The organism is Nocardia sp. NPDC059229 (assembly GCF_042754165.1).
Classification (GTDB): Bacteria; Actinomycetota; Actinomycetes; order Mycobacteriales; family Mycobacteriaceae; genus Nocardia.
Map to the genome: position 1 here is coordinate 25,387 of NZ_JBHZAK010000004.1, position 17,501 is coordinate 42,887.

The 17,501-nt window shown below is 69.6% G+C and carries 18 protein-coding genes; 7 read left to right on the forward strand and 11 right to left on the reverse strand.

The window, feature by feature from the left end; translation table 11 throughout:
- Nucleotides 1-180 precede the first annotated feature (180 nt).
- Both gatA and gatC read right to left on the reverse strand, forming a co-directional pair.
- Nucleotides 181-1,650, reverse strand: coding sequence for an Asp-tRNA(Asn)/Glu-tRNA(Gln) amidotransferase subunit GatA (gene gatA / locus ACFXHE_RS11370; protein ID WP_379382160.1), 1,470 nt, complete (start codon nt 1,648-1,650; stop codon nt 181-183).
- Nucleotides 1,647-1,946, reverse strand: coding sequence for an Asp-tRNA(Asn)/Glu-tRNA(Gln) amidotransferase subunit GatC (gene gatC, locus ACFXHE_RS11375; RefSeq protein WP_354835250.1), 300 nt, complete (start codon nt 1,944-1,946; stop codon nt 1,647-1,649). Before gatC ends, gatA begins: the two co-directional genes overlap by 4 nt.
- A 244-nt stretch (nt 1,947-2,190) precedes the next feature.
- On the opposite strand from gatC, the gene ACFXHE_RS11380 reads away from it, so the two are divergent.
- The 3 genes from ACFXHE_RS11380 (at nt 2,191) to ACFXHE_RS11390 (ending at nt 4,291) form a co-directional block, all read left to right on the forward strand.
- Nucleotides 2,191-2,841, forward strand: a complete 651-nt coding sequence (locus ACFXHE_RS11380; RefSeq protein ID WP_379382162.1) for an amino acid-binding protein — start codon at nt 2,191-2,193, stop codon at nt 2,839-2,841.
- A gap of 300 nt (nt 2,842-3,141) precedes the next feature.
- Complete coding sequence (locus ACFXHE_RS11385; protein ID WP_379382164.1) at nt 3,142-3,501, forward strand: hypothetical protein; 360 nt, start codon at nt 3,142-3,144, stop codon at nt 3,499-3,501.
- 25 nt (nt 3,502-3,526) lie between these two features.
- Nucleotides 3,527-4,291 carry a hypothetical protein gene (locus ACFXHE_RS11390; RefSeq protein ID WP_379382166.1) on the forward strand — a complete coding sequence of 255 codons (765 nt, stop codon included), beginning with the start codon at nt 3,527-3,529 and terminating at the stop codon, nt 4,289-4,291.
- Nucleotides 4,292-4,528: 237 nt separating this feature from the next.
- Here ACFXHE_RS11390 and ACFXHE_RS11395 read toward each other — a convergent pair whose 3' ends face one another.
- The 3 genes from ACFXHE_RS11395 to ligA all read right to left on the reverse strand — a co-directional run bounded on the left by ACFXHE_RS11395 (nt 4,529) and on the right by ligA (nt 7,441).
- Entirely contained in the window at nt 4,529-5,059 is a 531-nt protein-coding gene (locus tag ACFXHE_RS11395) for a GNAT family N-acetyltransferase (protein ID WP_379382168.1), read from the reverse strand.
- Between the two features lie 17 nt (nt 5,060-5,076).
- Nucleotides 5,077-5,253, reverse strand: coding sequence for a hypothetical protein (locus ACFXHE_RS11400; protein ID WP_379382170.1), 177 nt, complete (start codon nt 5,251-5,253; stop codon nt 5,077-5,079).
- An 82-nt stretch (nt 5,254-5,335) separates the two neighbouring features.
- The gene (ligA, locus tag ACFXHE_RS11405) at nt 5,336-7,441 is read right to left on the reverse strand and encodes an NAD-dependent DNA ligase LigA (protein WP_379382813.1); all 2,106 of its coding nucleotides are present in this window, start codon (nt 7,439-7,441) and stop codon (nt 5,336-5,338) included.
- A gap of 135 nt (nt 7,442-7,576) precedes the next feature.
- On the opposite strand from ligA, the gene ACFXHE_RS11410 reads away from it, so the two are divergent.
- The 3 genes from ACFXHE_RS11410 (at nt 7,577) to ACFXHE_RS11420 (ending at nt 9,897) form a co-directional block, all read left to right on the forward strand.
- Complete coding sequence (locus ACFXHE_RS11410) at nt 7,577-7,996, forward strand: PPOX class F420-dependent oxidoreductase (protein WP_379382172.1); 420 nt, start codon at nt 7,577-7,579, stop codon at nt 7,994-7,996.
- A 180-nt stretch (nt 7,997-8,176) separates the two neighbouring features.
- Nucleotides 8,177-9,418: an ATP/GTP-binding protein gene (locus ACFXHE_RS11415; protein WP_379382174.1), complete on the forward strand. Its 1,242-nt coding sequence runs from the start codon at nt 8,177-8,179 to the stop codon at nt 9,416-9,418.
- Between the two features lie 62 nt (nt 9,419-9,480).
- Nucleotides 9,481-9,897: a hypothetical protein gene (locus ACFXHE_RS11420; RefSeq protein WP_379382176.1), complete on the forward strand. Its 417-nt coding sequence runs from the start codon at nt 9,481-9,483 to the stop codon at nt 9,895-9,897.
- A gap of 26 nt (nt 9,898-9,923) precedes the next feature.
- On the opposite strand, the gene ACFXHE_RS11425 is transcribed toward ACFXHE_RS11420, so the two are convergent.
- Nucleotides 9,924-10,772: an SAM-dependent methyltransferase gene (locus ACFXHE_RS11425; RefSeq protein ID WP_379382178.1), complete on the reverse strand. Its 849-nt coding sequence runs from the start codon at nt 10,770-10,772 to the stop codon at nt 9,924-9,926.
- Nucleotides 10,773-10,916: 144 nt separating this feature from the next.
- Between ACFXHE_RS11425 and ACFXHE_RS11430 the strand changes: the two genes are divergently transcribed.
- Nucleotides 10,917-11,471 (forward strand): TetR/AcrR family transcriptional regulator, encoded by a 555-nt coding sequence (locus tag ACFXHE_RS11430; protein ID WP_379382180.1) that lies wholly within the window; start codon nt 10,917-10,919, stop codon nt 11,469-11,471.
- Between the two features lie 51 nt (nt 11,472-11,522).
- Here the strand turns inward: ACFXHE_RS11430 and ACFXHE_RS11435 are convergent, their stop codons facing one another.
- From ACFXHE_RS11435 to ACFXHE_RS11455, 5 genes are all read right to left on the reverse strand, one after another.
- Nucleotides 11,523-12,566 (reverse strand): methionine synthase, encoded by a 1,044-nt coding sequence (locus ACFXHE_RS11435; RefSeq protein ID WP_379382182.1) that lies wholly within the window; start codon nt 12,564-12,566, stop codon nt 11,523-11,525.
- Nucleotides 12,567-12,766: 200 nt separating this feature from the next.
- Complete coding sequence (locus ACFXHE_RS11440) at nt 12,767-13,132, reverse strand: hypothetical protein (protein WP_379382184.1); 366 nt, start codon at nt 13,130-13,132, stop codon at nt 12,767-12,769.
- Between the two features lie 83 nt (nt 13,133-13,215).
- Nucleotides 13,216-14,337 (reverse strand): tRNA 2-thiouridine(34) synthase MnmA, encoded by a 1,122-nt coding sequence (gene mnmA, locus ACFXHE_RS11445; RefSeq protein WP_364613386.1) that lies wholly within the window; start codon nt 14,335-14,337, stop codon nt 13,216-13,218.
- Nucleotides 14,338-15,558 carry a cysteine desulfurase family protein gene (locus ACFXHE_RS11450; RefSeq protein WP_379382186.1) on the reverse strand — a complete coding sequence of 407 codons (1,221 nt, stop codon included), beginning with the start codon at nt 15,556-15,558 and terminating at the stop codon, nt 14,338-14,340.
- A 274-nt stretch (nt 15,559-15,832) separates the two neighbouring features.
- Complete coding sequence (locus ACFXHE_RS11455; RefSeq protein ID WP_379382188.1) at nt 15,833-17,485, reverse strand: alkaline phosphatase family protein; 1,653 nt, start codon at nt 17,483-17,485, stop codon at nt 15,833-15,835.
- Between the last annotated feature and the right edge of the window lie 16 nt (nt 17,486-17,501).

Genomic DNA, 17,501 nt, shown 5'->3' on the forward strand with positions numbered 1-17,501 from the left:
GGAATCGGGCAACCCGGACGGACAGCGCAGGGTCCGTGCCGGTGGACAGGGACGGCCCCCGCCGGTGGATACCGGCGGGGGCCGAATTCGCTTGCGGGACCGCCTCGATCAGGCTGTCGCCATGGCCTGGATCAGGCTGTCGTCATGGCCTGGATCAGGCTGCCTTCATGGCCTTCGCGCTCAGGCGATGGGCCCGCGGGCCGCCTCGTAGGCCGCGCCGACCCGGTAGAGCCGGTCGTCGGCCAGCGCCGGGGCCATGATCTGCAGACCGACCGGCATGCCGTCGTCCGCGCTCAGCCCGGACGGCACCGACATGGCGCAGTGCCCGGCCAGGTTGGTGGGCAGCGTGCACAGGTCCGAGAGGTACATGGCCAGCGGGTCGTTGACCTTCTCGCCCAGCTTCCACGGGGTGAACGGGCTGGTCGGCGACACCAGCACATCGACGGTCCGGTAGGCCTTGTCGAAGTCCTGCGCGATCAGGTTGCGGACCTTGTTGGCCTGACCGTAGTAGGCGTCGTAGTACCCGGCCGACAGCGCGTAGGTGCCGATCATGATGCGGCGCTTGACCTCCGGGCCCAGCCCCGCCTCACGGGTCATGGACATGACCTGCTCGGCCGAGTGCGAGCCGTCGTCGCCGACGCGCAGGCCGTACCGCATGGCGTCGAAGCGCGCCAGGTTCGACGACACCTCCGACGGCAGGATCAGGTAGTAGGCGGGCAGCGCGAATTCGAAGTGCGGGCAGGACACCTCGATCACCTCGGCGCCCAGTTCCTTCAGCTGCGCGACCGCGGCGTCGAAGGAGGCGATGACGCCCGGCTGATAGCTGTCGGAGTGAAGTTCCTTCACCACACCGACTTTCACGCCCTGCAGGTCACCCTTGGCGCCCGCGCGGGCGGCGGCGACCACCGGCGGCACCGGCACATTGCGGGAGGTGGAGTCCTTCGGGTCGTAGCCCGCGATCACCTCGTGCAGCAGCGCGGTGTCCAGCACGGTGCGGCCACACGGGCCACCCTGGTCCAGCGAGGACGCGCAGGCGACCAGGCCGAAGCGGGACACGGTGCCGTAGGTCGGCTTGGTGCCGACGGTCGCGGTGACCGCGGCGGGCTGGCGGATGGAACCGCCGGTGTCGGTGCCGATGGCCAGCGGCGCCTGATACGAGGCGAGCGCCGCGGCGGAGCCACCACCCGAACCGCCCGGAATCCGGTCGGTGTCCCAGGGATTGCGGGTCGGGCCGTACGCCGAGTTCTCGGTGGACGAACCCATGGCGAACTCGTCCATGTTCGTCTTGCCGAGGATCGGGATGCCCGCCTCGCGCAGCTTGGTGGTGAGCGTCGCGTCGTACGGCGACACCCAGCCCTCCAGGATCTTCGACCCGCAGGTGGTCGGCATGTCCGTGGTGGTGAAAACGTCCTTGAGCGCCAAGGGAACACCGGCCAGCGCCGAGACCACCTTGCCGCCGGCGACCTGACGGTCCACCTCGGCGGCGGTCAGCAGCGCCTGCTCACCGGCCACGTGCAGGAAGGCGTTGATTTCCCCGTCGACCTCGGCGATGCGCTGGATGTGGGCCTCGGTGACCTCGACCGAGGAGACCTCGCGCGCGTGGATCTTGCCCGCGAGTTCGGCCGCGGACAGCTTGGTCAGGTCTGTCATTCGCCCTCTCCCAGAATCTGCGGAACCATGAACCGCTGCTCGTCAACGGCCGGCGCCATGGCGAGCGCCTGCTCCGGAGTCAGGCAGGGCTGCTCCGCGTCCGGGCGCGTCACATTGGTCTCCGGATTCGGGGATGCGGTGGCGGGCACGTCCGCGGCGGCGACCTGCGAGATCTGTGCGACGTGGGTCAGGATGGAATCCAGCTGACCGGCGTACAGATCGAGTTCGTCGTCCGTCAAAGCGAGCCGGGACAGCCGGGCGAGGTGAGCAACCTCGTCCCTGGAGATGGCGGGCACCGCGGGACCCCTTTCGGCATGGTTCGAGCTTGGTGATTGGCCATTCGACAGCCTAGTGGGTCGCCTCGAGCCAGCGGTCGCAGGTGTGCGCCAGAACTGGCACCATCAATGTGTAACCGATGGGTAAGTGGCCCGCGTCACAGGGAATGGTTCGATTCGATAACCAGCTCTCGAGGGTGTAAGTATTGCGGGACTCGGGTACCCGTCCGAAAGTTTCGGTCGCACAGTAAAGAAAGGAAGGCACGTGTCTTATCTGCTTCGCGTGCAACTTCCGGATCGCCCAGGGAGTCTCGGATCGCTGGCATTGGCGCTGGGTTCCGTCGGCGCGGACATCCTCTCGCTGGATGTCGTCGAACGCGGCGACGGCTTCGCGATCGACGACATCGTGGTGGAGGTGCCCTCGGGCGCATTGCCCGACACCCTCATCACCGCGGCCGAATCCCTGCACGATGTGCAGGTCGATTCGCTGCGCCCGTACTCCGGGATGTTGGACACCCACCGCGAACTCGAGCTCATCGATCAGGTCGCCAATGCGCGCGACGATCGTTTGCAGGTGCTGGTCGACGGCGTGCCACGGGTGCTGCGGGTGGGCTGGTCGACCGTGATCGACATGGGCCCGCAGGGCGCGTACCGCGTGGTCGGCTCGCAGAGCGCCCCGTCGACCCAGGCGGCGTCGGCGCCGTGGATGCCGCTGGAGAAGCCGACGGTCCTCGACGGTGAGGCCGACTGGCTGCCGCAGCTGTGGAAGGACATGGACACCAAGCTGGCTGCCGCGCCGCTCGGCAACAGCGGCAAGGTGCTGCTGCTGGGCCGCCCGGGTGGTCCGGATTTCCGGCCGTCGGAGATCGCGCGGCTCGGCTACCTGGCCGGCATCGTCGCCACCGTGCTCGGCTGAGCCGCACCACCTTTCTCGCACCGCGTTTCACGCCCCCGCCGGAGATCCGGTGGGGGCGTTCTCGTCTGCCCGGCCGCTGTTCACCGTGCCGCATCTACGTACGAACTTAGTAGATTCACAGCATTTACCTACTATTCATCTACGTAGACAATCTACGGTCTTACTTAGTAGATAAGTCACCGACGTGACCAGAACCGGCAAGCAGATCAGCAATGACGCCATGCAGAGAGGCAGGACGCCATGCCGCAAGCCCATCGATCACGCCCGACCCTCCGACGAGCAACCCTCGTTCTGACCCCCGTGGCCGGACTGGCCGCAGCCCTGCTCGCAGCCGGGCCCGCCAGCGCCGAATCCCAGTCCCGCGGCACCATTTCGCCCGGCGCCTCCGACTCGGCCGGACCCCGATCCGGCGGCAGCCGGGGCATCATCACCCACGGCGACGACCCCACCGGCGTCCACGCCAGCGACCCCTTCGGCTACCGCCACTCGGACATGAATCCCGTTCTGCAGAACCAGCATCCGCGCTCCCCGGGCAAAGTCCCCGCCCCTTCGCCGCAGCCGTTCGACACCGGGGCGGTCAACTCGTCCGTCTGGACGCCGTCGTGGAACGCCGACGGCTCCGGCTACACCGTCTGCCCCCCGCTAGCCAGCTACTGCTGACCCGCACCGAGCCACGGGAGCCCCCATGCCCAACCCCGCAACACCCACACCGACAACCACCAGCACCATGCCCACCACCGCGAACACGACACCTAGCACTGTGAAGTCCACGCCCACTCGCCCGAGCAACGCGCCCACCCGCCCGAGCAACGCGTCCACCCGCCCGAGCAACGTTCCCACCCACGCGAGCAACGTTCCCGCCCGCGCGAGCAACGTTCCCACCTGCGCGAGCGCCGCGCCCACCTGTGCGAGCAGGCCCGGCCCGCAGGGCGGCACCCGCCGCCTCGGGCGTGTGGCCGCCGCGCCCCTCGCAGCCGCGGCACTGGCGGTCGCCGGTCTTCCACTCGCCGCGGCCGCCGAGGCCGAACCGAGCGAGCGCAAGTCGCGCGCCGGCGCCGGATGTCTCTGGGCGGGAACGACTCACCCGCAGGACAGCACCGTGGTCGCGGGCGGCACCAGCTTCCGCTGCGGAGCCCAGTCGGGCGCGCCGTACTGGTTCGCCGGGGCTGCCACCGATCGGCCGAGCACGGTTCCGACCCCGGGCGCGACCGCCAGCCCGGTCGGCAAATTCAGCGCAGGTGCAAGACAACCCGGCACCAGCTACACCGACTACTGCGTCGGCAATCAGCTCATCCCCGGCACCGACGACGTGTATCAGGTGGTCCGTCTTCCCGGCGACGTCATGCTCTGGAAGGCCGCACACCCGATCTCGCAGTGGGACTTCGACAGCGCCCGCCCCGCCCCGACCTGGCGCACCGCGTCGCTCTGCATCGACGGCGTCCTGACCTGAGCGGGTGCAGCCCGCAATCCCGGCGCGTTCTCGGACGAAATCCACCGCCCGAGATCGCGGCCCGAACATGCCGGGATGACAGACACTTCCGTCGCCGCATCCCCGGGGCATCGCCCGCGAACCCGTCGCGGGCCCGCGAGGTTGGCCGGTTCGACCGCGTGACGGTCGAGCCGGTCCGCCGCGGCCGGTCGATGAGTCCGCCGCCGCCCTTTGCCCAATCGACGATGCCGGGCCAGGTCAGCGTGCCGCAGCGATCTCCAGGCGCATCACCGTGAGCTGCAGGCCCGAGTCGGTGCGCCAATCTCGTTCCGGGGCATGGGCGAAGCCGAGCCGGTCGTACATGCGCCGGGCGTCCTGCATGGTCGGCATGGTGGTGAGCACCACTGCGTCGAACCCTTCGGCGCGGGCGGTGTCGATCACCCGCCCCATGAGGGCGGTCCCGATTCCCAGCCCGCGGGCACCCTTGGACACCGCGAGCATCCGGAACTCCAACTCCCCCGGCCGGGCGATATCCGCGAACGGCGTACCGGGCCGGGCCATGGTCAGCGAGCCCAGGAGCTCGCCGTCGCGGACCGCCACCACAATCTCGGCCGCCGCCGCCCGGGTGGCCGTATCCGCGAGCTCCTCGACATAGGGGCTGCGCGGATTCACGTGCCCCTCACCGACATACACCTCGACGGTCAGCTCACCGATGGCCGGGTAATCCCCGGGCTCGGCCACCCGAATCTCCACGCGGCCGTCCCGGGACCGCTCAGTGCGCACATTCATCACCACAAACTCCATCCTCAATACCGCCCCGCCGCACGCGATTGCCTTACCGATCGCCCCGCCCGGGTGGCGGTGTCGGCAAGCTCCCCGGCGTAGCGGCCCGGCGGATTCGCGCACCCCTCACCGGCATACACCTCGACGATCAAGTCGCCGATGGCCGGGTGATCCCCGGACTCGGCCGCCCGAATCTCCATGCTCCTCCCGACCGCATTGCCGATCGCCCGCACCGGGCGCGTACGCGGTTGCACGAGGCGCCGCGGCGGTGCGAATCGATCTCTAGGACACCGCCTCCGGGCTCTCGGACTCCGGTTCCGGAACTTCCGACACCGCCTCCGGGCCGCCCTCGAGCAGTTTCACGAAACCTGCCTCGTCGAGGATGGGAACACCCAGTTCCTCGGCCTTGGCGGCCTTCGAGCCGGGTGCGTCGCCGATCACCACGAAAGCGGTCTTCTTGGACACGGATCCGGCCGCCTTGCCGCCGCGGACGAGGATGGCCTCCTTCGCGCCGTCGCGGGTGAAGCCCTCCAGCGAGCCGGTCACCACGATGGACAGGCCCTCCAGGTTGCGCTCGATGGACTCGTCGCGCTCGTCCTCCATCCGGACGCCGGCGGCGGTCCACTTGTCGACGATCTCGAGATGCCAGGGCACGGTGAACCATTCGGTGACCGCGGCGGCAATGGTGGGACCGACGCCGTCGGTGGCGCCCAGTTCCTCCGCCGAGGCCTCCCGGATGCGGTCCATGCTGCCGAACGCGGTGGCCAGGGCGCGGGCCGCGGTGGGACCGGCATGGCGGATGGAGAGAGCGACCAGCACGCGCCACAGCGGGCGGTCCTTGGCGGACTCCAGGTTCTCCAGCAGGCGTTTGCCATTGGCCGACAGGGTGCCGCTCTTGTTGGTGAACAGCGTGGTGGTGAGCAGCCTGTCCTCGTCGAGGGAGAACAGGTCGCCCTCGTCGGCGATGGCGCCCGACTTCAACAGGTCGATGGCGGCCTCGTAGCCCAGCGCCTCGATATCGAACGCGCCGCGCCCGGCCACATGGAATACCCGCTCCCGCAGCTGCGCCGGACAGTACTGCTGGTTGGGGCAGCGGATATCGGCGTCGCCCTCCTTGGCCGGGGCCAGCTCGGTGCCGCACTCGGGGCAGTGTGTGGGCATCACGAATTCCCGCTCGCTGCCGTCGCGGGCGTCCACTACCGGGCCCAGCACCTCGGGAATCACGTCCCCGGCCTTGCGGATGGTGACGGTGTCGCCGATGAGCACGCCCTTGCGCTGTACCTCGGAGGCATTGTGCAGGGTGGCCATGGCGACCGTGGAGCCCGCCACGGTGACCGGCTGCATGACCGCGAACGGCGTAACCCGGCCGGTGCGACCGACATTCACCTGAATGTCGAGCAGCTTGGTGGTGGCCTCCTCGGGCGGGTACTTGTAGGCGATGGCCCAGCGCGGCGCGCGCGAGGTGGAGCCCAGGCGGCGCTGCAGGCTGAACTCGTCGACCTTGATGACCTGGCCGTCGATCTCGTGCTCGATATCGTGGCGGTGCTCGCCCCAGTAGTTGATGCGGTCGACCACCGCGTCCGCGCCCTGCACCCGGATCGTGTGCGCCGACACCGGCAGACCCCAGGAGGCCAGCGCGCGGTAGGCCTCGAACTGCGATTCCGGCGCGAAGCCCTCCAGCCGGCCGAAGCCGTGGCAGATCATGCGCAGCCGCCGCCGCGCCGTCACCGCGGGATCCTTCTGCCGCAGCGACCCGGCGGCGGTATTGCGCGGATTCGCGTACGGCGCTTTGCCTTCCGCGACGATGGCGGCATTGAGCGACTCGAAGTCGGCCAGCGTCATGAACGCCTCGCCGCGCACTTCCAGGAGCTTCGGCACCGGGAACTCGTCGCTGTGGATGAGCTCGTGCGGAATGTCCTCGATGGTGCGGGCATTGAGGGTGACGTCCTCACCGGTGCGGCCGTCGCCGCGGGTCGCGCCGCGCACCAGCTTGCCGTCCTCGTAGACGAGGTTGAGGGCGACGCCGTCGATCTTCACCTCGCACACGTAGTGCAGATCGGTGCCGGCATCGGCCTCCACCTTGGCGATCCACTGCCGCATCTCGTCCTCGTTGAAGACGTTGTCCAGCGAGTACATCCGCTCCAGGTGATCCACGGGCTGGAACTCGGTGGTGAAGCCGCCGCCGACCAGCTGGGTGGGCGAATCCGGGGTGCGGAGATCCGGATGGGCCTCCTCGAGCGCCACCAGCCGGTTGAACAGCTCGTCGAACTCGCCGTCGGAAATGATCGGCGCGTCCCGCACGTAGTAGCGGAACTGGTGGTCGCGAACCTCCTCCGCCAGCCGCTGCCACTCGACGCGCTCGTCCCCGCTCGCCGCGGTGATCTCCATGCCCGATTCGCTCACACCAGGCACTCTATCCCGCCCCACCGACAGGTTCGATCAACATTCCCGCACGTCGCACGCCTGATGCGAGGTTTTTCCGGCCTCGGGAACACGCCCGCAACCGGCCGGGTTCCACTCGGTATGGACCTCGCCAAGGCAGTCGATTTCGCGCGCTCCCACCGCAAGTCGGTGCTCACCACGATTCGCCGTGACACCCGTCCGCAGCTGTCCAACGTGCTGCACTGGGCCGGCGAGGACGGCATCATCCGGATCTCCATCACCGCCGACCGTGCCAAGTACCACAATCTGGTCCGGGAGCCGTGGGCCGCGCTGCACATGAGCAGCGACGACTTCTGGTCGTACGCGGTCATCGAAGGCGAGGCCGAGGTCTCCCCGGTCGCTGCCGATCCCGGCGACGCCACGGTCGACGAATTGATCGCCTACTACCGCGCCCTCAGCGGCGAGCACCCCGACTGGGACGACTACCGCCGCGCCATGGTCGCCGATCGCCGCGCCGTTGTCCGTCTCGCTCCCGCCCGCGCCTACGGTCTGCTCCGCTGAGGTTCGCGCACTGCTCCGCTGCGGTTCGTGCACACCGTCATTCGGCCGCGGCGCGGTCCGTGCCGGTCGCCCCGGTTTCGAACCCGGATATCGCGAAAGTTGCCCTCCGGGTGCCGCCCTCGCGGAATGCCCGAATAAGGTGAGTCGCATTTCCGACCCGCGACCGGCAGGATGTCCAGGGTGTTGCGTAGTTTTCAGGTGTCGAATCATCGGTCCCTCGCCGAACCGCAGGAACTGCGGCTGACCCGGGGTAGCGGGCCGGTCGCCACACCGGTCACCGCCGTCTACGGGACGGCCGCCACCGGCAAGACGGGCCTCATCGACGCGCTCGATCGCATGCGCGACGCCGTACTGAATTCGGTCACCGGGTGGGATCCCTACTCCGGTCCGGTTCGGACGCCGCACCTCGGATTCTCCGATCGCCCTTCGGAATTCGTGGCGAACTTCGTCGCCGAGGGGTGCCCGTACACCTACGGGTTCCGGCTCGACAATGCCGACGTGGCCGCGGAATGGCTGCACTCGCATCCGCACAATCGCAAACGCGTGGTGTTCGAGCGCGCCGGTGACGACATCCGCATCGGGCCAATGTTCGAGGCCGCGCGCTACGGGCTGGGTGCCGTGGTGCCGCTGGTGCGCCCGAATGCCTTGCTGCTCAGCCTGTCCGGGCAGCTGTACGCCGAGCCGCTGGTCCCGGCCTACCGCTGGTTCCAGTCGCTGCTGGAAGTGCAGTGCGGGCAGCCGGATCCGCAGGAGGTCGCGCATCGGGTGGGCTCGCACATCTCGCGCTCGACCGACCATGCGGTGCGGCTGCTGACCCTGCTGCGCGCCGCCGACCTCGGCATCACCGATCTGCTGCTGCCGTCCGACGACCCCATGTACGCCGACTACCTGCGTGACCTGGACGCCGATATCGCCTCCACCACAAAGGAAATCGAGTCCTGCACGGTCTCGGCGAACTACGCCGAGGAGATGTTCCTCGAGCACGGCATCACCGTCACCCTGTTGCAGCGCGAACTGGCCAACCTCTATGCCGCCCGGGACGCGCTGTACTCCCGCATGGTGGCCCGCCGCGGCGTCGGCCTGGGCCTCACCCACGAGGGCATCGAAACCGCCTTCGACATCACCGACGAGTCCAGCGCCACCCTGGCCATGCTGCGCCTGCTGCCGCCCATGCTCGACGCCCTCGACACCGGCGGCGTGCTGGCGGTGGACGATATCGACGCCGCCCTCACCCCCGAGACGGCCGACAGCCTCATCCAGCTGTTCCAGAATCCCGAAACCAATACCCAGGGCGCGCAATTGGTCTTCACCACCGCCAACCGCACCCTCATCGACCGCGGCAACGGCCGCTCCCAGTCCAAGCGCACCACGGTCTGGCAGCTGCGCCGCCACAACGGCATCTCCGAACTCACCGCCCACTAGCCGCACCGGTCGTCACACGGCCCCGGCCGGGCATGAACTCCACGCCGCCTAGCATGGAGTTCATGCTCCTGCAGCTCATGTTCGTCCTGCTGATCGGCGGCGCACTGGCCGCGGCCCTGGTGTACTACCGCCGCGGCAACGGCGGCGGCCTACGAGCCTTCCCCGGCGACCCACTCGCCGCCGCCTGGAACGCCTCCCCCGCCGGCCTCGAATCCGGCACCCTCCACGTCACCGGCGTCAGCCCCCGCCCCGACGACCTCGGCGAGCAGTACGTCACCATCTCCGGCAGCATCTCCGGCCCCACCGTGTTCGCCCATGAGGTCTACGGCCGCTTCGCCTGGGACGTCGACAACTGGCCCTCCATCGGCGACCAGATCCCCGTCACCTACCCCTCCGGCAAGCCCGACAAATGGCAACTCGACCACCCCGGCGCCCGCCCCTACTTCGGCTCCAAACGCCCCAAGAACCAGGGCTACTGAGCCTTCCCGATGCTTCTGGGCGGGGCTCAGCGGCGGATGGCGTCGATGGTGCCGATGCGGGGGTCGACGGGGGTGGTGGGGCGGGGTAGGTGGGCGATCATGTCGTTCCAGGTGCGGAATTCGGTGGTCCAGCCGATGTTGTCGAGCCACTGTTCGATGCCGTAGTCCGGGGCGGGGGTGGGTGGGGTTGGTTGTGGGGTGTTGTCGCCGGAGACGAGGCGGCGGAGGTCTCGGTACTGAGGGGCTTCGGGGTCGATGGGGATGCGGGCTGCGCCGAAACGGCTTGCGGGGGCGGACAGTTCGGTGAGGGTCTGGACTACCTGGCGGTTCCAGTCCTGGTTGAGGTAGCCGAGGGAGCCCTCGTCGACCCAGCAGGTCGGGACGGTTGGGTCGAAGCCGGTGTCGAGCAGGGGTTTTCGCCAGTTTTCGCGGAGGTCGGCGATGACCACGTGGCGGTGGCAGGTGGGGGTGGCGGCGGTGGCCGATAGGACCGGTTCCTTGAAGGCGAAGAGTTCGGGTAGGTCGATCTCGTAGATGTGCAGGGCGGGTGGGAGGTCGAGGCGGTAGGCGCGGGTGTCCAGACCGGCGCCCAGGAGGACGATCTGGCTGCAGCCGGCCTCGATCGCCTCGCGGAAGCGCTCGTCGACGAGGCGTACGCCGATGGTGCGGCCGTCGTAGAACTGGTCGGCCAGGGCTTCCATGCGGGCCCAGCGTTCGGGGGTGAAACCTTTGCGGGCCGCGGCCACGAAGTTCTTCGCCTGCGGGTCGTCGTAGAGGCGATCGCCACGTTCGGATTCCCGCGCCCGGATGATGGCGACCCCGATGGCGGTCACGGCGACGCCGTCGACCGGCACTGTCGCTGCTGTCTCGGTCATGTCCTGCTCCCCACTGCGCAAAGTAACTTGCCGACCGGCTAGGTATCTGCCGGTGATGGAGACGCTAGGCTTCACCTTGCCGGTCGTCAAGCAAAAGGGGCCGTCGTCAAGGAAACAAGGGCGGGGTACCGAGGGAAGGACTCGATGGACGGGCGTCGCAGTGATACGCGGGAGCGGATTCGATCGGTCGCCATGGAGCTGTTCTCCGAGCGCGGCTATGAGAAGACCTCGCTGCGCGAGATCGCCGAGCGCCTGGGTGTCACGAAAGCCGCGCTCTACTACCACTTCCGGACCAAGGAAGACATTGTCGCCAGCCTGTCGGAGGATCTGCGCGGCGGTGTCGACGAGATCGTGCGGTGGGCCGAGGCCACGCCGCCGGGGCCGGATCGGGCCCGCGAGATCGTGATTCGCTACGGCGCGCTGCTGCACAGCCTCGGCAAGGACATGATCCGGTTCTGGCACGAGAACCAGCCCGCGTTCCGGGATCTCGGGTTCGGCACCAGCCTGCGCTACCAGTTCCGGGTGCTGGCCGACCTCATGACCGCACCGAGCACGGAGCCGCTGGCCACCTTTCACGCCCGGCAGGCACTGCTGGCCATCAGCTGGAGCCTGTCCATGATGGGCGATCTGGAGCTCTCCGACGAGGAGAGCAACCAGGCGTCGGTGGCGATCGCGCTGGACATCCTGACCCGGATGTGAGCCGCGCCCGCCGAAATACCCTGCGGCACAGCGTCACGCTGCCGCACGGCCTCACTCGAAGGTGAGCGACTCCGGCTCCTCGGCGTAGGCGCGCGCGGTCTCGGCGGCCAGGCTCAGCGCGCGGCGCGCCCAGGACAGCGGGGCTCCGGCGAGGCCGCAGGCCGGGGAGACGAGAATCTGCTCGGCCAGCAGGCGCCGCGGGAAACCGAGCCGATCCATCAGGCGCACACCGGGTTCCGCGATATCGCGCCAGGTGACGGGCGCGGCCGGCGCGGCGGTGGGCACCAGCCCGAGCACCAGGTGCTTTCCGTTGTCCAGTAATTCGCCGATCCGGTCGAGGTCGGGGGTGCCGACGGCGGCCATGTCGAAGCCGACCGCGGCCGCCCCGGTCTTGCGCAGGAACCCCAGCGCGGGCCGGTCGGCGCAGGTGTGCACCAGCACCGGCACGGACTGGCTGCCCACGACGATGTCCAGGATGTGCAGCGCCTCGGGTTCGGGCATGGCGCGCACGGTGTTCAGGACGCTCACGCCCTTCAGCGTGCCGTTCAGCACGGCCGTCAGGTCCGGCTCGTCGATCTGGAGCACGACCTGCGCGCCCAGCCGCTTGCCCACCTCCGCCACATGATTCGCAATGCCCTCGGCCAGCGACTCCGAAAGATCGCGCAGCGCGCCGGAATCGGTCAGCACGCGATGCCCACCCGGCAGCTCCACCTCCGCGGCCACCGACAGCGGCCCGGCCACCTGCACTTTCACCGGATGGCCGGAGCCCGTGAAACCGCCTGTCTCCCAGGCTTCTTCGAGCGCATCCAGATCGGTGCGCAGCAGATCGTGGGCCCGGCGCGCGACCGCGCCCGGCCGGGCCGCCAGCCGATATCCGCGTGTGGTGCTGTCGAACTGCATGTCCACCAGCAGGCCCGACACCCGTCCGACCATGTCCGCGCCCACGCCGCGGGCGGGCAGTTCGACGAGATGCGGCAGCTGTCCCAGCTCCCCCACCACGGTCGCCGCCGCCTCCCGCGGATCGGTCCCGGGCCACGAGCCCACGCCGGTCGCGATGCCGCCGCGCAGTACCGCCGCGTTCGTGTCGTCAGTCATCCCAGCCATCCCGTATCACTCGGCCGTCCGTTTCGAAAACCCCGCGTACCAACCGAACTTGTGACCTCGACGTCGGTAGGGCACCCGGCATCCGCTCGCCCCGTTTCAGAGGCGTCGACGAACTCCCGTCTGGACCGAACCGGATCGCGTGCGAGCCGTCGTGCACTGCGCGGCGAAGCGGGCTGCCGAGCCGCACGAGGTCACTCGTCGGCATTGCCGCGTTCGGTGCGGCTGCTCGAATTCGTGTACCAGTCCCAGCAGGTCGCGTTGACGAACCAGTCCCAGGTCTTGCCGGCCCGCTCGGCCGCGTCGGCGGGCCCGGTCGTGGGGCGGCCGCGCTCGGCATACGGGGTGACCCGGACGACCACGCCGGTCCGTGCCCGATTGCGGCCGGTGCCGTTCGCCGCGTCCGTTTTCCCGTCCGGGCCGGGTTGCGGCTCGCCGGGCCGGAATTCGCCGGTGTCGGTGCGGGCGATCTGCTCCGGCGCAGCGCTGCCCCCGGCGTTCCGGCCGAGCCTGGCCCGCCCCGGCGCGCGGCGCGGGCGCAGGCGCAGCGGCTGCGGCATTCCGGTGCGCCAAACGACCCGGGAGGTCGATCGAATCTGCTCCGCTACATAGGATTTCGCGCGTCCGCGCGTGTGGCGGTCGCTCACCGGGCGCTATCCGAGACCAGTTCGCTTGCGTACGAATGAGGTTCGCGTTCGGTGCCGGAGATGGTGCCGCTGCCCAGCACCTCGTCCCCCGCCGGGTCGGGGCGATAGAGGACCACGGCCTGGCCGCGGGCCACACCGGTGAGCGGTGCGCGCAGGCGCACCACCAGCCCGCCGTCCACGGCCTCGGCGACGGCCGGGGCGATGCCGCCGTGGGCACGCACCTGGGCCACGCATTCCACCGGGCCGGAAGGACTTTCACCCGAGGTCCAGATGGCGCGGTCGGCGCGCACCGTCCACACCTCGAGGTCCTTGGCTGAGCCCACGTGCACGGTGCCGGTGTCCGGGTCGATGCCGGTCACGTAGCGCGGCTTGCCGTCGGCGGCCGGGCCGGGCAGGCCCAGGCCCTTGCGCTGGCCGATGGTGAAGCCGTGCACGCCCTCGTGGTCGGCGAGCTTGGTGCCGTCGGCGTCGAGCACCGCGCCGGGGCGGATGCCGATCTTCGCGCCCAGGAAGGCCTGGGTGTCGCCGGAGGGGATGAAGCAGATGTCGTGGCTGTCGGGCTTGCCGGCCACCGCCAGCCCGCGCTCGGCGGCCTCGGCGCGGATCTGCGGCTTCGGGGTGTCGCCGACCGGGAACATGGCGCGCGAAAGCTGTTCGGCGGTAAGGACGGCCAGCACGTAGGACTGGTCCTTGTCCTCGTCCACGGCCCGGCGTAGCACGCCGTCCGCGAGCCGCGCGTAGTGCCCGGTGACGACGGCGTCGAAGCCCAGTGCCACCGCGCGGTCGGCCAGCGCCGAGAACTTGATCTTCTCGTTGCAGCGCAGGCACGGGTTGGGGGTCTCACCGGCGGCGTACGCGGCGACGAAGTCGTCGATCACGTCCTCCTTGAACCGGTCGGCGAAATCCCAGACGTAGAACGGGATTCCGAGCACGTCGGCCGCCCGCCGGGCGTCACCGGCGTCCTCCTTGGAGCAGCAACCGCGCGATCCGGTGCGCAGCGTGCCCGGGTTCGCCGACAGCGCCAGGTGCACGCCGACCACCTCGTGTCCGGCGTCCACCGCGCGGGCGGCCGCCACGGCGGAATCCACGCCACCACTCATCGCGGCAAGTACTCGCATCTAGAAGCCTCCCTTCGCTCCGGCCAGTCCGGCCGCCTTCGCCCGTTCCACCACCTGCGGCAGCACGGCCAGCAGGGCATCGATATCGGCGTCGGTCGAATTGTGTCCCAATGAGAATCGCAGGGATCCGCGCGCCAGCGCCGGTTCCACGCCCATGGCCAGCAGCACATGGGAGGGTCCGGCCACACCGGCATTGCACGCGGATCCGGTCGAGCATTCGATCCCGGCGGCGTCCAGCAGCATGAGCAGCGAGTCGCCCTCGCAGCCGGGGAACGTGAAGTGGGCGTTGCCCGGCATGCGTTGCGCGCCGGTCGCCCCGTTGAGCACCGCGTCCGGCACGACGGCGCGCACGCCCTCGATGAGCCGGTCCCGCAGCCGCTCCAGGTCGACCGCGCGCACGGCCAGGCCGGCCACGGTCTCGCGAATCGCGGCGGCCAGGCCGGCCGCCGCGGGTACGTCCGAGGTGCCCGAGCGCAGATCCCGCTCGTGCCCGCCGCCGTGCAGCAGCGGCACCGCCGGCACCTGCCGCCCCAGCAGCAGCACGCCCGCGCCGTGCGGCCCGCCGACCTTGTGCCCGGCGAAACTGGCCGCGGCCAGCCCGCTGGCGGCGAAGTCGATGGGCAGCTGCGCCGCGGCCTGCACCGCGTCGCTGTGCATGGGCACGTCGAATTCCTGTGCCACCGCGGCCAATTCCTGAATCGGCTGGATTGTGCCGACCTCGTTGTTGGCCCACATGACGCTCACCAGCGCCGTCTCGGCGGCGTACTCGGCCAGCGCGTCGCGCAGCGTGCGCGGCGAGACGATGCCCTGGGCATCGCACTCCAGCCACGTGATGCGCGCGCCTTCGTGCTGCTCGAGCCATTCCACGGTGTCCAGCACCGCGTGATGCTCCACCGCGCTCACCAGGATCCGATTCCGCCGCGGATCGGCGTCACGCCGCGCCCAGTAGATGCCCTTGACGGCGAGATTGTCGCTCTCGGTCCCGCCCGAGGTGAAGATCACTTCCGACGGCCGCGCCCCCAGCCCCGCCGCGATCGACTCCCGCGCCTCCTCCAGCACCCGCCGGGCGGCCCGCCCGGACCCGTGCAACGACGACGCGTTCCCCGTCATCCCCAGCGCAGCGCACATTGCCTCGACGGCGACCGGGAACATGGGTGTCGTGGCCGCGTGATCGAGGTAGACCGTCTGGGCACCGACCGGACCCGGGAAAGCCGACTTCATGACCGTCCAAGGATAGCCGCCACCGTCGAGACGATATTCCCGCCATGCCCGCAGCAGCTCCCGCCCCCATCGTCGCGACCACCGCGCCCGCACGCTCAGCCTCCGCTCCCGACGCCGGCCACCTCGTCCGAGTCCGCCATGAAGGCCACGAATCGGCAGCGGGCCGGGTTCGCCCGCGTCCCGCCCGGTCCGATGGTTCGCCCCTGCGGCCGGGCGCGGAACGGCCCGCCGGGTCGGACCGGCGGGCCGTCGTAGTCGCGTGATCCGAATCGGATCAGCCCAGGTTCGGCAGTTCGCGCACGCCGTGGGCCTTGGCGGCGTCCAGCTTCTGCGGGTTCTCGTCCAGCAGCTTCAGGATGGTCGGGGCGATCTGGGTGGTCTGCACAGCGTCGGTCACGACCGTCTTCTTGGCGCCCGGGCCGGAGACGATCAGCGGGACATTGCGGTCGGCCGGGTTCGCGCCGCCGTGCTCGGCGATCTTGCCCTTGCCACCGGTGTAGACGGTGCCGACCTGTGCGACGCCGACCAGGTCGGGGTGGCGCGGGTCGTTCTCCGGGGCGCCCAGGTACGAGGCGGCGTCGGCGCCGGCGTGCACCTCGGTCAGGCCGGACTTGGTGTACGCCTTCGGGTTTCCGCTGATGTCATTGCCGGTGCCGTTATTGGCCAGCAGCCACTGCTTGGCGAAATCGGCGGCGGCCTGCGAACGGTCGTTCAGCCACAGCAGCATGGCGTCGTCGTTCACGCTGAAGGCGACCAGGTCCTTGGTGGCCTCGGGGTGCTTGGCCTTCCAGGCGGCGTTGAGGGCGGTCATGATCGGGCCGTCGTCGATGCGGGTCAGGTCGCTCGGCTTCGTGGGCGACTGGCCGTGCTTGGCGGAGACGATGACGGTGGTGTTCTTGTCCTCGCCCTTGGTCTTCAGCTCGCCGAGCAGCTTGCCCAGCTGACCGTCGACGTAGTCGAGCGCACCAGACAGCAGCGCGCCGGGGGTCACGCCGTCGGCCTGGTAGCCACCGGTCATGCCGTCGGAGGTCGGCAGCTTCTGCGCGACGGAGACGGTCTGGAAGTTCATGCCGAAGACGGCCGGCTCACCGACCTGCTTGGTGTGGCCGTGGTCGTAGCCGTCGATCTCGTTGAGGACGGCCTGCACCTTGTAGCCGTCGTACTGCTGGGTGGACTTGTCGTCCTTGGTCCAGTCCTGGCCCGCGATCGGGGAATTGGAGTTGATCTCCGGCGTGAAGAGGTCGTCGATGGCGTTGCCGGCCTTGCCCTCGAGGATCGAGTAGGCGGGGTGCTTGTCCGACCAGGCGGTCAGCTTGCCCGCGGCGTGCAGGACGTCGAAGACCGAGTTCACCTGGAGGTACTGGCTCGGGTAGACCGGCTTGCAGGTGGCCGGGTCGACCGGCATGGCCGCCGGGTTCAGCAGGGAAGCCGGATTGCCCGTCATGCCCAGGATGCTGCCCGGCAGGCCCGCCAGGCCCTGGCCGGCGTCGATCGAGTTCTGGTTCTTGTCCATCGCCTCGGTCATCGCGACCTCGGCGCCCTTCGGGGTGTGCGCGCAGTCGGTGGTGCCGGCGGGCAGCAGGTCGTGATTGAAGGTGTCGTCGTAGTAGACGCCCGACTGTCCCGCGGTGGCGCCGGTGAACTGCGCGACCATGCCCGGGAAGGAGTCCGACGGGTTGGTGGTCTGCGCGTTGGTGTACTCGGCGCCATTGTTCGCCAGCGAGGCCAGCGCGGAGTTCGGGTGCTGCTTGACGTACCACGCCAGGTCCGCCTGGTGCATTCCGTCGATCGAGATCAGCAGCACGTGGTCGGCGTCCTTGCCCTGACCGGTCTTGCCGCCGGGGGCGGCATGGGCGATACCGGCACCGGTACAGACCAGCGCCACTGCACCGGCGGCAGCGGCGACCCGAATACTCTTGCGGGACATGGATTCCTCCTAATTA